Annotated in this window: 15 protein-coding genes; 9 read left to right on the top strand and 6 right to left on the bottom strand. The window is 65.7% G+C overall.

All coding sequences use genetic code 11. The features are described 5' to 3' along the window. Nucleotides 1-44 precede the first annotated feature (44 nt). On the bottom strand, nt 45-575 hold the full coding sequence (petA, locus tag AKN84_RS17815; protein WP_050421975.1) for a ubiquinol-cytochrome c reductase iron-sulfur subunit: 531 nt from the start codon (nt 573-575) through the stop codon (nt 45-47). Between the two features lie 278 nt (nt 576-853). Between petA and AKN84_RS17810 the strand changes: the two genes are divergently transcribed. From AKN84_RS17810 to AKN84_RS17790, 5 genes are all read left to right on the top strand, one after another. Beyond that, entirely contained in the window at nt 854-1,339 is a 486-nt protein-coding gene (locus AKN84_RS17810; RefSeq protein WP_050421974.1) for a tRNA (cytidine(34)-2'-O)-methyltransferase, read from the top strand. A 10-nt stretch (nt 1,340-1,349) separates the two neighbouring features. Then, complete coding sequence (gene queE, locus AKN84_RS17805) at nt 1,350-1,982, top strand: 7-carboxy-7-deazaguanine synthase (RefSeq protein ID WP_050421973.1); 633 nt, start codon at nt 1,350-1,352, stop codon at nt 1,980-1,982. Nucleotides 1,983-2,067: 85 nt separating this feature from the next. Further along, nucleotides 2,068-2,433: a 6-pyruvoyl trahydropterin synthase family protein gene (locus AKN84_RS17800; RefSeq protein ID WP_050421972.1), complete on the top strand. Its 366-nt coding sequence runs from the start codon at nt 2,068-2,070 to the stop codon at nt 2,431-2,433. Between the two features lie 2 nt (nt 2,434-2,435). Beyond that, nucleotides 2,436-3,332, top strand: a complete 897-nt coding sequence (hemF, locus tag AKN84_RS17795; RefSeq protein WP_193399664.1) for an oxygen-dependent coproporphyrinogen oxidase — start codon at nt 2,436-2,438, stop codon at nt 3,330-3,332. Further along, the gene (locus AKN84_RS17790; protein ID WP_050421971.1) at nt 3,323-4,054 is read left to right on the top strand and encodes an HAD family hydrolase; all 732 of its coding nucleotides are present in this window, start codon (nt 3,323-3,325) and stop codon (nt 4,052-4,054) included. The genes hemF and AKN84_RS17790 overlap by 10 nt, the downstream gene beginning before the upstream one ends. 15 nt (nt 4,055-4,069) lie before the next feature. Here AKN84_RS17790 and AKN84_RS48380 read toward each other — a convergent pair whose 3' ends face one another. Further along, nucleotides 4,070-5,428 (bottom strand): molecular chaperone DnaJ, encoded by a 1,359-nt coding sequence (locus AKN84_RS48380; protein WP_193399663.1) that lies wholly within the window; start codon nt 5,426-5,428, stop codon nt 4,070-4,072. Here AKN84_RS48380 and AKN84_RS17780 point away from each other — a divergent pair. Then, nucleotides 5,406-5,744 (top strand): YodC family protein, encoded by a 339-nt coding sequence (locus AKN84_RS17780; protein ID WP_244485238.1) that lies wholly within the window; start codon nt 5,406-5,408, stop codon nt 5,742-5,744. The two genes, AKN84_RS48380 and AKN84_RS17780, sit on opposite strands and share 23 nt — an antisense overlap. Before the next feature lie 92 nt (nt 5,745-5,836). Here AKN84_RS17780 and AKN84_RS17775 read toward each other — a convergent pair whose 3' ends face one another. The 4 genes from AKN84_RS17775 to AKN84_RS17760 are packed head-to-tail and all read right to left on the bottom strand — an operon-like array spanning nt 5,837 to nt 8,659. Next, nucleotides 5,837-7,093 (bottom strand): CCA tRNA nucleotidyltransferase, encoded by a 1,257-nt coding sequence (locus tag AKN84_RS17775; RefSeq protein ID WP_050421968.1) that lies wholly within the window; start codon nt 7,091-7,093, stop codon nt 5,837-5,839. Continuing rightward, nucleotides 7,090-7,353 carry a DUF6111 family protein gene (locus AKN84_RS17770; protein WP_050421967.1) on the bottom strand — a complete coding sequence of 88 codons (264 nt, stop codon included), beginning with the start codon at nt 7,351-7,353 and terminating at the stop codon, nt 7,090-7,092. Before AKN84_RS17770 ends, AKN84_RS17775 begins: the two co-directional genes overlap by 4 nt. Next, entirely contained in the window at nt 7,350-7,985 is a 636-nt protein-coding gene (locus tag AKN84_RS17765; protein WP_430649915.1) for a CoA pyrophosphatase, read from the bottom strand. The genes AKN84_RS17770 and AKN84_RS17765 overlap by 4 nt, the downstream gene beginning before the upstream one ends. A gap of 32 nt (nt 7,986-8,017) precedes the next feature. Continuing rightward, a complete protein-coding gene (locus AKN84_RS17760; protein WP_050421965.1) occupies nt 8,018-8,659 on the bottom strand; it encodes a DUF1285 domain-containing protein in 642 nt (213 codons plus the stop codon). Nucleotides 8,660-8,910: 251 nt separating this feature from the next. Between AKN84_RS17760 and AKN84_RS17755 the strand changes: the two genes are divergently transcribed. From AKN84_RS17755 to AKN84_RS17745, 3 genes are read left to right on the top strand one after another with little or no spacing between them, the layout of a single operon-like run. Then, nucleotides 8,911-9,915: an AAA family ATPase gene (locus tag AKN84_RS17755; protein ID WP_050421964.1), complete on the top strand. Its 1,005-nt coding sequence runs from the start codon at nt 8,911-8,913 to the stop codon at nt 9,913-9,915. Beyond that, complete coding sequence (locus tag AKN84_RS17750) at nt 9,915-10,856, top strand: DUF58 domain-containing protein (RefSeq protein WP_050421963.1); 942 nt, start codon at nt 9,915-9,917, stop codon at nt 10,854-10,856. The genes AKN84_RS17755 and AKN84_RS17750 overlap by 1 nt, the downstream gene beginning before the upstream one ends. Further along, a complete protein-coding gene (locus AKN84_RS17745) occupies nt 10,856-13,666 on the top strand; it encodes a DUF4159 domain-containing protein (protein ID WP_050422028.1) in 2,811 nt (936 codons plus the stop codon). Before AKN84_RS17750 ends, AKN84_RS17745 begins: the two co-directional genes overlap by 1 nt.

Raw genomic sequence — 13,666 nt, 5'->3', positions numbered from 1 at the left:
GCGATGGGTCCAAGGGGAAGCCGAAGTCCCGGAGGGGCCGGGACTTAGCCGATCTGGATTTTGGTGTCGGAAAGGAAGGCGTAGGGCGGCACTGCCAGGTTGGCGGGCGCCGGCCCCTGGCGGATACGACCGGAGGAGTCGTACTGCGAGCCGTGGCAGGGGCAGAAGAAGCCGTCGTAATTGCCCTCATGGGCGATCGGGATACAGCCGAGATGGGTGCAGATGCCGATCACGACCAGCCACTGGTCGTGGCCGGACTTGACGCGGGCCGAGTCGGGCTGCGGATCGGGCAGGCTCGAGAGCGGCACCTTCTGGGCCTCCTCGATCTGCTTCTTGGTGCGATGGCTGATGTAGATCGGCTTGCCGCGCCAGAAGACCTTGATGTCCTGGCCCTCGGCGATCGGCGTCAGATCGACCTGGATCGGCGCGCCGGCCGCAATCGTCGCGGCATCCGGGTTCATCTGGGCAACCAGCGGCCAGACGGTGGCGGCTGCGCCGACCGCGGCGGCAGCTCCGGTTGCAACAAAGAGAAAATCACGGCGTGTCGGATGGTCCGCCGAAGACGCTGTCGTCACGATTCCTAGCCCTTTCTTTTCTGCAGCCGGTGGAACCGCCCCAGAGGCGCTGGCATGCGCCCCAAGAAAGGCTGCCGGCGCCCGCGGCCCCCGCGGCGGCAGAAAACCGCTATTCCCCACCCCAAATGGCGGAACAGCAGTCCAGAATCGTTCTATTGGCACCCTTGCCGGACGAGCGCAAGCCCGCTATCGGCTCGCACACGTGCAATGCACGAAATCCGCGCCAAGCGATGTTTTATTGAGACAATTTCATCCGGATTTCACAGGTCGCCAGCACCATGCAGATCGCGCTGTTCCAGCCCGACATTCCCCAGAATACAGGGACGATTCTGCGCCTCTGCGCCTGCCTGGACGTGTCAGCCCATATCATCGAACCGGCGGGATTCGACACCTCGGATCGGAATTTCCGCCGGGCGGGTATGGACTATCTCGACCATGTGCGGTTGAAGCGTCACGACTCATGGTCGAAATTCGAGGAATGGCGGGCCGAGGCCTCCTGCCGGCTGGTCCTGTTCACGACCAGGGCCGCGAAATCCTACCTTGATTTCGCGTATACGGCCTCCGACGTCCTGCTGTTCGGGCGCGAAACGGCAGGGGTGACCGACGCGGTGGTGGCCGCCGCGGATGCCCGGCTGGTGATTCCGATCAGGCCGACCATGCGCTCACTCAATGTCGCCGTCACGGCGGCCATGGCGGTCGGTGAAGCGCTGCGGCAGACGGGTTCAGGACTTGCGGGTTCAGGAATTGCCGGTCCGGCAACTTAAGGGATTTTTGGTGAGCTACGCGGTAAAGGAGATCTTTCTTACCCTGCAGGGCGAAGGCGCCCATGCGGGCCGGGCCTCCGTGTTCTGCCGCTTTGCCGGCTGCAACCTCTGGAGCGGCCGTGAGCAGGACCGCGCCGGCGCCGTCTGCCGGTTCTGCGACACCGATTTCGTCGGCACCGACGGCACGCTCGGCGGCCGCTATGCCGACGCCGCCGAGCTCGCCGGCACCATCGCCGCGCAATGGATCGGGGGCGAGGCCGACCGCTATGTGGTGCTGACCGGCGGCGAGCCGCTGCTGCAGGTCGACACCGCATTGATCGAGGCCCTGCACGGCCACGGCTTTGCGATCGCGATCGAGACCAACGGCACCATCGCCCCGCCCGACGGGCTCGACTGGATCTGCGTCAGCCCCAAGGCCGCCTCCGAGCTCGTGGTACGTAGCGGGCACGAGCTCAAGCTGGTCTATCCGCAGCCGGAGAATGCACCGGAGGACTTTGCCGGACTCGCCTTCGAGCGCTTCTCGCTGCAGCCGATGGACGGCCCCGACGTGATCGAGAATACCGAGCGGGCGATCGCATATTGCCTGAAGCACCCGCAATGGCGCCTCAGCGTGCAGACGCACAAGACGCTCGGCATTAGATGAACTGGAGCGTTTTCAAGCGAAGTGGATACCGGTTCGCGTCAAGAAAACGCGACCAAGCGAAACAAGAACTGGATTGTTGAGAGAGATGTGGGAATTGACGAAAGCGTTTCGGTTCGAGGCTGCGCATGCGCTGTCCGGAACGACCTTTGGTGCCGCCAGCGAGGAGATCCACGGCCACTCGTTTCGAGCCGAGGTGACCGTCCGCGGCACGCCCGACCCGAAGACCGGGATGGTGGTCGATCTCGGCCTGCTCGAACGCGCGATGGCCGAGGTGCAGAAGACGCTCGACCACAAGTTCCTCAACAGGATCGAGGCGATCGGCGTGCCGACGCTGGAGAATCTCTCGCGCTTCATCTGGGAGCGGTTGCAGCACGCCGGCAAGCTGACCCGCGTCAGCGTCCACCGCGACAGCTGCAACGAGAGCTGCACTTACTTCGGCCCGCAAGGTTAGTCATGCTGCCAACAGACCCCGCCATCATCGAGGACCGCAAGGCGCGTGCGCGCAGCTGGTTCGAGGCGCTGCGCAACGACATCTGCGCAGCCTTCGAGCAGCTCGAGGACGACGCCTCCCCAACGCTCTATCCCGGCAATGCCGGCCGGTTCGTGCGCACCCCCTGGGACCGCACCGACCACACCGGCAAGCCCGGCGGCGGCGGCGTGATGTCGATCATGAAGGGCCGGCTGTTCGAGAAGGTCGGCGTGCACTGCTCGACCGTGCATGGCGAGTTCGCGCCCGAATTCCGCGCGCAGATTCCCGGCGCCGCCGATGATCCCAGGTTCTGGGCCTCGGGCATTTCGTTGATCGCGCATTTGCGCAATCCGAACGTGCCCGCCGTGCACATGAACACCCGCTTCGTCGTCACCACCAAGGCGTGGTTCGGCGGCGGCGCGGATCTGACGCCGGTGCTGAACCGGCGGCGGACCCAGGAAGACCCCGATACGGTCGCCTTCCATGCCGCAATGAAAGCGGCCTGCACCGGACCGAATGGCGTCGCCGACTACGACAAGTACAGGAAATGGTGCGACGACTATTTCTATCTGCCGCACCGCAAGGAGGCCCGCGGCGTCGGCGGCATCTTCTATGACTGGCATGACAGCGGCGACTGGGAGGCCGATCTCGCCTTCACCCAGGACGTCGGGCGCAGCTTCCTGAACATCTATCCCGAGCTGGTGCGGCGCAATTTCGCGGCCGACTGGAGCGCGGAGGATCGCGACGAGCAGCTGATCCGTCGCGGGCGCTATGTCGAGTTCAACCTGCTCTACGATCGCGGCACCATCTTCGGCCTGAAGACCGGCGGCAATGTGGATTCGATCCTGTCGTCGCTGCCGCCGGAGGTGAAATGGCCGTGACCAAGCTGCCGCGTGCGATGCTGATCGACATGGATGACACCATCCTGTCGGCCTATGGACGTCCAGAGATCGCCTGGAACACGATCACCGCCGAATTCGCCGCGGAGCTGGCGCCCCTACCCCCGGACGAGGTCGCGACCGCGCTGCTGGCCTATGCACGGCAATTCTGGTCGAAGGCCGAGCCGATCTGGCGGATCAAGCTCGGCGAAGCGCGCCGGCTGACCGTGAAGGGCGGCTTCGCTCAGCTTGCGGCAGCCGGCCACCGCGCGCTGCCCGACGATCTCGCGGACCGCATCGCCGATCGCTTCACCGCCTATCGTGAGGAAGAGATGTTCGTCTTCCCCGGTGCGCATGAAGCGATCGATGCGTTCAAGGCGCTCGGCATCAAGCTCGCGCTGGTCACCAACGGCGCCGCCGACATGCAGCGCGCCAAGGTCGAGCGCTTCGCGCTCGGCCATCGCTTCGATCACATCCAGATCGAGGGCGAGCACGGTTTCGGCAAGCCCGAGGAGCGCGCCTATCTGCATGCGATGCAGGCACTCGGCGTCACCGCGGCCGACACCTGGATGATCGGCGACAATCTGGAATGGGAAGTCGTGGCGCCGCAGCGGCTCGGCATCTACGCGATCTGGATGGATGTGCACGGTGTCGGGCTGCCGGTGGGATCGACGATCAAGCCCAACCGCATCATCCGCTCGCTGACCGAACTTGTTCCGGGCTGAACGCGACCGACTTCGTCAAAACCACTCATCGCGATCGAAGCGCGAACGTGCCCGAGCGCGCTTGATATTTTTGAGCCACATCCTAAGAGTATTGGGGTCGTCGAGTACGCGAAGATCTCTCTCGATTTCGCGGATGTGCCGGCGGCATTCTCCAACGTCGCCATCGAGGCGGCGCATCACACCGGCGGGTGTGATCTCCCCGAATGGATCGATATCGAAACGAATTCTGAATGCGAGCTCAACGTCATTGATTTCTGCTTTCAGCTCGCCAAGCTGCTCCCTTAGAATGGTGTTGTAGCGCTTGAGACGCTCCTCGCTGAGGCCATTGATGTCATGCTGATCGATGTGCTCAAGCTCAAGTTGCAGCTCCAGCAACTGTAGCAGGTCCTTCTGCTTGTAGGCTGCGTTGGCTCGCTGCATCAGTTCGGTCTTGCGTTCGCGCTCGCGCGGCTCGCGCTCGCGATCCGGATGCAAGGCGACTACCAGCTTGTGATACACTTCACGGATCGATCGGCTGAGTTCCGCCTGCTCTGTCTGAACGCGAGCCTCGGCCGCGAGTTGTCTGGGGGACTTCTTTCGCCTAGCCTGGCGCTCTTCTTCTCGGGAAGCCGATTCGTCGTGCAGCCGAGCGTGATTTTTCAGGGACTCCTGAATGCGCTGCATCAGGTCGTCGGAGGACTTCACATCGTCACCGGTCTTGACACCGAACAATGCTTCGGTGATCGCCTTCATGTCATCCAGCTCGGCGGCGGCCTCGGTAGCAAAATCCGTCCCGCTGTGCCTGTTGTAGATCTCGGTTAACTCGATCCTCTCCTGCTCCTCTGTATCGGCGAGCAGGCCGCCGACCAGGTCGGTCACGATATCCGAAATTGTTCGCTTTTCAGACTTGCCAAGGCCCTTGTCGCACCATGCACTATCGAGGCAGCGAGCCATCTTCAGTTGCAGCTCTGCCCGGCGCGTTTGCAAAGGCAGCAATGCCTCGTGATATTTCTGCTGGTAGGAACCGTCCAACTCCTCCCAGGCGCGCAGTAAAGCACGCTGTTGCTCTATCTGCAGAATCAATGCGTTGAACGTTTTCTGGCTTCTCGATAGTTTTGGCGCGTCATTGCCGGTCGCAATCGGGATGATTTTGAACGCATTCGTCGTTGTCATCACGACTTCCTTCGATTGAGCGCAAAACCACGATCCGGCGTCCGACGAATGAGGTGCGCGAATTGTTCGCATCAATCTAGCAGGCGACCGCGGAAATTGCGCCATCGGCTCGCAAAGAAACCTGTGCGTATCCCTGCCGCGCGCAAATAGCGCCTCACCGGCCTGTTTCCATGCCGAATCCATCACACGGCGAACAGCCGTGATCGGGCTGTCATCAGCCATCGCTAACCTGCCGCCCGCGTCATCAAGCGCGGAGGGATTACTGATGGAACTGAAACCAGGCGATGTCGTCATGCTGAAATCCGGCGGCCATCCGATCACGGTGGTGGAAGTCGACGAGGACAAGGTCGAGTGTCTGTGGATGGGCACGGACGGCGATCTGTTTCGCGAAACCCTGCCGCTCGTCGCACTCGAATCGACCGAGCTCGATCCCGAGGACGACGAAGAGGAAGATGACGAAGACGAAGATGACGACGAGGAAGAAGAGGACGACGAGGACGACGACGGCGACCGCAAGAAGAAGCGCAAGGCTGCGTAAGATCCGTTGATCCGATGCTGCCTCGCGCGTGCGGCATCGTCTCCGTACGACGTTCGTCACCGTGCCGCCGATGAACTCGGCGGTACGAAAATTCAGAGCCGGTGATCGCGGGTGAAGCGGGAAACGGTCTGGTCGGCGATGCCAGACAGCACCTGCGGATCGAGCGGAAAATCCGCGGCAAGCCAGGCATCCTCGGCCAAGGTCAGGACATGCCCCAGCGCCGGCCCCTCGGCGATCCCGCGCGCGATGAAATCCGACGCCCGCAACGGAAAGTGCGGCGCGCGCCAGCGCTGCGGCAGCGTGGCGAGCGCGCGCCATTGATCGACGTCGCGGCCCACACCGGTTCGCGCCCAGGCCAGCAGCAGCCGGTCACGATACGGCTCCTCGTCGAGCCGGTAGAGCCTGCGCTTGGCATGCGCCTCGTCCATGCCGGGCAGGCGCCACCAGCGATGGCCCATCGAGTCCAGCGCCTTGGCCTCGGCGTTGGAGAGCCGCAGCCGGCTCGCGATGCGCCGCGCGTCCTCGGTCACCGCAACCGTCAGCGCGGCGAGCCTGCGCGTCGCACTCGGTGCGAGCCCCATCAGCCTCTCGATCTCGATCATCGCCGCGAACGGCCCGGCATAGGCGACGCCGCCGAACAGCGGCAGCAGCAACCCGCCATCGCCCATCGCGACCACCGCGCCGGCTGCGCCGTTCGCGACCACGAGCTTGAGCATCTCCATGCGGATGCGCTCGGCCGACAGTCCGGCAAGTCCGGCGCGCCCACTGACGCAGGCGAGATAGCCGGCGCGATCGACCTCGCCCGCGCCATAGGCGGCGTGGAAGCGGAAGAAGCGCAGGATACGCAGATAATCCTCGGCGATCCGCTGCGCAGGATCGCCGATGAAGCGCACCCGCCTTGCCTCGATATCGGCGAGACCGCCGACGTGATCGTGCACGACGCCCGAGGCGTCGACCGACAGACCGTTGATGGTGAAGTCGCGCCGCTCGGCGTCGCGCACCCAGTCGCGCCCGAACGCCACCTTGGCCTTGCGGCCATAGGTCTCGGTGTCCTCGCGCAGCGTCGTCACCTCGAACGGCTGGCCGTCGACCACCAGGGTCACCGTGCCGTGCTCGATACCGGTCGGCACGCTCTTGATGCTCGCCCGCTTGGCGCGGCGGATCACCTCCTCCGGCAGCGCCGTGGTGGCGATATCGATGTCGGCGAGCGGAATCCGCATCAGCGCGTTGCGCACGGCGCCGCCGATCACCCGAGCTTCCTCACCGTCGGCATTGAGCAGGCCGAGCACGCGCGCCGCGGGCCCCGAAGCGAGCCATGGCGCGTCGGACAGCAAGCGCAGCTCGCTCATCTCTCAGCCCCCGGCACCAGCCTGCCATTCTCGATGTGAGCGGGAACGTAGGTCGAGTTCGGCGGCGCGCCGGTCAATTCGGCGAGCAGCACGAAGCTCACGATGACCATCACCAGCGCCGCCAGCGTCAGCTTCATGATCATGTCGAGCGGCCAGGACGCCGGCAGCGTCACGCCGGACCGCGTCGCGATGAGGAAGATGGCATAGACCGCGAAAGGGATCAGGAAGATTCCGATCTCGGTCAACACCGTGCGGATCATGACAGATAGATCCGCTCATACAGCACGCGCAGGATGCCTGCGGTCGCGCCCCAGATGTAACGCTCGGCGAACGGCATCGCATAGTAGGAGCGGTCCATGCCGCGGAATTCCTTGGTGTGGATCTGATGATTCTCGGGGTTCATCAGGAAAGCGAGCGGCACTTCGAACGCATCGACGACTTCGGCCTCGTTGATCTCAAGGGTAAATCCCGGCTTCACCTTGGCGACTGTCGGCAGTATGCGGAAGCCGAACGCGGTGCCATAGAGGTCGAGATAGCCGACAGGGTCGATGAATTCCCGCTTCAAGCCGACTTCTTCACAGGCTTCGCGCAGCGCGGCATCGAGCGGCGAGGCATCGGTGGCGTCGATCTTGCCGCCGGGAAACGAAATCTGGCCGGCGTGGCTCGACAGGTTGGGCGAACGCTGCGTCAACAGCACGGACGGCTCGGGATGATCGACCACCGGGATCAGCACCGCGGCCGGCCGCACCGGCTGCTCCTGGGCGACGATCTCGAGCATGCGGTCGTTGCCGGAATCTCCGGTGCGCGGAATGATATGCGGATCGACCAGGCCCGGCGGCACTTCGAAAGTGAGCCGCGTGCGGGCCCGCGCGAAGAATTCCGTCGAGCTGATCGTCGCCGGCTTCACCTTCAGCAACGGCTCGTTCAAAGTGCGCCCCTCACCTGACTGGCATCGGCCATCGCGAAAAACTCGCCGCCGGACTCGATGCCGAACATCTCCTGACCATCGACCATCCGCTCCTCACCCATGTCAACCAGATCGTAGTAGAGCGCGCGGGTGACCTTCGCCCACAGGTCGGCGCGAACATGCAGATAGGGCGTCAATCCGCCATCCTCGGCGGCTTCGAATCTGAGGCCGTGGCCCTTCTCGCAATCGACCCAGTCATCGACGTTGGTGCGGAACCTGAGCAACCGGCCGCGCGCGTCTTCCTCGGTCTGCATTTCCACGGCGAGGAACGGTGCGTCGTCGACGCGGATGCCGACCTTCTCGACCGGTGTCACGAGAAAGTGCTTGCCGTCCTCGCGCTTCAGAATCGTGGAGAACAGCCGCACCAGCGCCGGGCGTCCGATCGGCGTTCCCATGTAGAACCAGGTGCCGTCAGGCGCGATTCGCATGTCGAGATCGCCGCAGAACGGCGGATTCCACAGGTGAACCGGCGGCAGGCCATTGCGTCCGGCCGGGCCCGACGTCGCAGCTCGGTTGGCAGCATGGGTCAGGCCTTCGAGGCCCTTGCCTCCGATGCCCGTAGTTTCACTGCCGGAATCGCTCTGCCCTTGCTTCGCCATTGTTTGCCCTGAAGTTTCCGACCTTCAATCTGGCACGTTTGGTGCACATATCGTGAGATGTGGTCGGGATGTCGTTCTCGCCACATCGTGATGCCGTTCATACCCTGAAATACCGATAAGGTGGGGATAGTTTAATTCAACGAATACATGGCCTTCGCATAGGTTTAGCATGCGGGCCATGCGATGACGACCAAGAGATGACGACAATGCCGGCGCGCCAATGCGCGCATCGCCGAGAAGGAGCGGATCGAATGGCTGGTGCAGACAGCGTCGAGAAACTGGAGGATGTGATCGTCCGTTCGGCCGAGCAGGTCGCGGGCCAGATCAAGGCCGCCAAGGAAGCGGTGTCCACGGTCATCTTCGGCCAGGACCAGGTGATCGAAAACACGCTGGTGACGATCCTGTCCGGCGGCCATGCGCTCTTAATCGGCGTCCCCGGCCTCGCCAAGACCAAGCTGGTCGAGACGCTCGGCGTCACGCTCGGGCTCGACGCCAAGCGCATCCAGTTCACGCCTGACCTGATGCCGTCGGATATCCTCGGCGCCGAAGTGCTCGACGAGAGCTCGGCCGGCAAGCGTTCGTTCCGCTTCATCTCGGGCCCGGTGTTCGCGCAGCTCTTGATGGCCGACGAGATCAACCGCGCCAGCCCGCGCACCCAGTCGGCGCTGCTGCAAGCCATGCAGGAGCAGCACATCACCATTGCCGGTGCGCGGCACGATCTGCCGAAGCCGTTCCACGTGCTCGCGACGCAGAACCCGCTCGAGCAGGAAGGCACCTATCCGCTGCCCGAGGCGCAGCTCGACCGCTTCCTGATGGAAATCGACGTCGACTATCCCGATCGCGATGCCGAGCGTCGCATCCTGTTCGAAACCACCGGCGCCGAAGAGGCGCATGCCAAGCCATCGATGGACGCGGAGACGCTGCTCACGGCACAACGCCTGGTACGGCGCCTGCCGGTCGGCGATTCCGTGGTCGAAGCGATCCTGACGCTGGTGCGCGCCGCGCGCCCCGGCACCGAGGGCGGCGAGGCCGGCAAGCTGATCGCGTGGGGACCCGGTCCCCGCGCCAGCCAGGCCTTGATGCTCGCGGTGCGCGCCCGCGCGCTGCTCGACGGCAGGCTCGCGCCGTCGATCGACGACGTGCTCGATCTCGCCGAGCCCGTGCTCAAGCACCGCATGGCGCTGACCTTCTCGGCGCGCGCCGAGGGCCGCACCATTCCGGACGTGATCAAGCAGTTGAAGACGCGGATCGGTTGATGGCAGCAGACAACAGGCATCAGAACGAGGAGATCCTGGCGGTCCGACGTGCAGATGGCGAAAGCCGAACGCTCGCCGCGTCGCTGCCGCGCCTGGTGCTTGAGGCCCGCCGTGTTGCCGCCAACGTCATCCATGGCCTGCACGGCCGCCGCCGCGCCGGCTCGGGCGAGAATTTCTGGCAGTACCGTCGCTTCGTCTCCGGCGAGCCGTCGCAGCGCGTCGACTGGCGCCGCTCGGCACGCGACGACCATCTCTATGTGCGTGAGCAGGAGTGGGAGGCCGCGCACACCGTGTGGATCTGGGCCGACCGGTCGCCGTCGATGGCCTTCGCCTCACGCGATGCACGCGACAGCAAGCTGGAGCGCGGACTGATTGTTGCATTCGCACTTGCCGAGTTGCTCGTTGCGGGCGGCGAACGCGTCGGCATTCCCGGCCTGATGAACCCGACCGCAAGCCTCAACGTGATCGACAAGATGGCGGAAGCGATCTTGCACGACGAGACGACGCGCGCGAGCCTGCCGCCGTCCTTCGTGCCGTCGTCGCTGGCCGAAGTCGTCGTGCTGTCGGACTTCTGGTCGTCGCTGGCCGAGATCACGGCGATGCTGGGCGGGCTGTCCTCGTCAGGCGCGCACGGCACCATGATCCAGGTCGTCGATCCCGCGGAAGAGACTTTCCCCTATTCCGGCCGCGTCGAATTCGTCGAGCCCGAGGCCGGCAGCGTCATCACCGCGGGCCGCGCCGAGAGCTGGGCAAGCGACTATGTCGCGCGCGTCGCGCTGCATCGCGAGCAGATCCGGGCCGAGACCAACCGGCTCGACTGGCTGTTCTCGACCCACACCACCAGCCGCTCCGCGGCCGAGCTGCTGCTGTTCCTGCACGCCGGCATGATGGTGAGCAAGGGCGGCGGCCGCTCGACCGTCAAGGCGGGACGCAGCGCATGATCGCCGGCCTCCCGCTCTCCTTCGCCGAACCGCTGCTGCTGCTGGGGCTGGTCAGCCTGCCGGTGCTGTGGTGGCTGCTGCGCGTGATGCCGCCGCGGCCGCGCCGGATCGAATTCCCGCCGACGCGGCTACTGTTCGACATCGCGCCCAAGGAGGAGACGCCGTCGCGCACGCCGTGGTGGCTGACGCTGCTGCGGCTCGCCGCCGCCGCGCTGGTCATCCTTGCCGCCGCAGGTCCGATCTGGAATCCGCAGACCGGCGTTGCCGCGGGCAAGCAGCCGCTGGTGATCCTGCTCGACGACGGCTGGAGCGCGGCTTCGAGCTGGGATGCGCGGATCAAGGCTGCCGACGAGCTAGTCACCAATGCCGACAGCGACCGCCGCGGCGTCGCACTGGTACCGCTGTCCGAGCCGACGCGCGACATCACGCTGATGCCGGCCGGCGCCGCGCGCGTCGCGCTGCGCCAGCTCGCGCCAAAGCCCTACTCGATCGATCGCGTTGAAACCCTTGCGACGCTGGAACGCTTCCTCAAATCGACCGGCGACTGCGACATCGCCTGGCTGTCCGACGGCATTGACACCGGCCGCGGCAGCGAGTTCACCGAAGGTCTCGGCAAGGTGATCGAGAGCCGCAATCTGACGATCTATGCCGGCGGGGCGCAATCCGCGCAGGCGCTGGTCGCGGCCGAGAACGCCGCCGCCAAGATGACGGTGAAGGTGCTGCGCGCCGAGAGCGGCATCGCGGCTGGGACCGTGCGCGCGGTCGACGCCAAGGGCTCGCCGATCGGCGAGGCCCGCTACACATTCGGCCCGCAGGACCGCGAGACCGAAGCCGCCTTCGACCTTCCGGTCGAACTGCGCAACGATATCGCGCGGCTCGAGATCGCCGGCGAGCATTCCGCCGGCGCCGTGCAGCTGCTCGACCGGCGCTGGCGCCGCCGCGCCATCGGCGTGGTCTCGGGTGCAAGCAACGACACCGCACAGCCGCTGCTGGCCTCGACCTTCTATCTCTCCCGCGCTCTGTCGCCGTTTGCCGATGTCAGGCTCGGCGATCGCGGCGCGCCGCAGCAGGTGATCGGGCAATTCCTCGATCAGCGGCTGCCGATGATCGTGATGGCTGACGTCGGCACGCTGTCGCCGGAGATCCGCGACCGGCTCAACGCCTGGATCGAGCAAGGCGGCGTGCTGGTGCGCTTCGCCGGTCCCCGCCTCGCGCAAGCCGACGATGACCTCGTTCCCGTCAAGCTGCGCCGCGGCGGGCGCACGCTCGGCGGCAGTCTGACCTGGGAGAAGCCGCAACACATGGCCTCGTTCGCTGCCGATGGCCCGTTCGCGGGCCTCACCGTGCCGAAGGACATCACCGTGAGCCGCCAGGTGCTCGCCGAGCCCGATGCCGTGCTCGCGACCAAGAGCTGGGCCTCGCTGGAGGACGGCACGCCGCTCGTCACCGGCGAGCATCGCGGCAAGGGCGTGGTCGGCCTGTTCCATGTCGGCGCCGACATGCGCTGGTCGGACCTGCCGATGTCCGGCACCTTCGTCGAGATGCTGCGCCGGCTGATCGACATGTCGGGCTACACCTCGAAACCCGGCCCCGGCGTAGCCAGCGATCCCAATGCCGAGACGGTTGCGCCGCTGCGCACGCTCGATGGCTTCGGCGCCTTCGGTCCGCCGCCCTCGACCGCCAAGCCGATGTCGGCGGACTATCGCGACCGCGGCACCGCGGACCATCCGCCCGGCTTCTACGGCACCGCCGAGAGCCCGATCGCGGTCAATACGCTGGCCTCCGCCGATCGCATCGCGCCGCTCGACACCTCCGGCCTGCGCGCCAAGCGTGCGACCTACACCAATGCCGAACCGCGGGACCTGCGCGGCATCATGCTGTCGACGGCGCTGGCGCTGTTCCTGGTCGACGCCATCGTGGTGGCGATGCTCGGCGGCGGCCTCGCCGCGCTGATCCGGCGGCGCGCGGCACCCGCGGTGCTTGTGTTGGCCTTCATCCTTGCGACGACGATGGTTCCCTCGCCGACGCGCGCGCAGAACGCCAGCAGCGACGACTTCGCCATCAAGTCGGTGTCGCAGACGCGGCTCGCCTATGTCGTGACCGGCAATGCCGACGTCGATTCCATCGTCAAGGCCGGGATGTCCGGACTGACGCTGTTCCTCGGCCAGCGAACCGCGCTGGAAGCCGGCGACCCCGTCGGCATCGATCCCGCGCGCGATGAGCTGGCGTTCTTCCCGCTGATCTACTGGCCGATCGTACCGGGCGCGCCGAAGCCGCCGCAGGACGCCATCAACAAGATCGACGCCTACATGAAGCAGGGCGGCACCGTGCTGTTCGACACCCGCGACGCCGTCGAGGCACCGCCGGGCGACAACGGCGCCTCGCAGACGCCGGGCATGCAGACGCTGCGCGAATTGCTGTCGACCCTCGACGTGCCCGAGCTCGAGCCGGTGCCGCGCGAGCACGTGCTGACCAAGACGTTCTATCTGCTTCGCGACTTCCCCGGCCGCTTCAACACGGGCCAGACCTGGGTCGAGGCGCTGCCGCGCGAGGACGATGAAGAAGCAGCGCAGCGCCCGGCGCGCGGCGGCGACGGCGTCTCGCCGATCATCATCACCTCCAACGATCTCGCCGGCGCCTGGGCGATCCGGCCCGACGGCCAGCCGACGCTGCCGCTGACGCCGGGCGAGCCGCGCCAGCGCGAATTCGCCTTCCGCGCCGGCGTCAACATCGTGATGTACACGCTGACCGGCAACTACAAGGCCGACCAGGTGCACGCGCCTGCGTTGATCGAGCGGCTGGGACAATGA

The organism is Bradyrhizobium tropiciagri (assembly GCF_001189845.1).
In the GTDB taxonomy this organism is placed as follows: Bacteria; Pseudomonadota; Alphaproteobacteria; order Rhizobiales; family Xanthobacteraceae; genus Bradyrhizobium; species Bradyrhizobium tropiciagri.
Note: the sequence above shows the minus strand (reverse complement) of the source record. Positions and strands in the feature narration are given on the sequence as shown.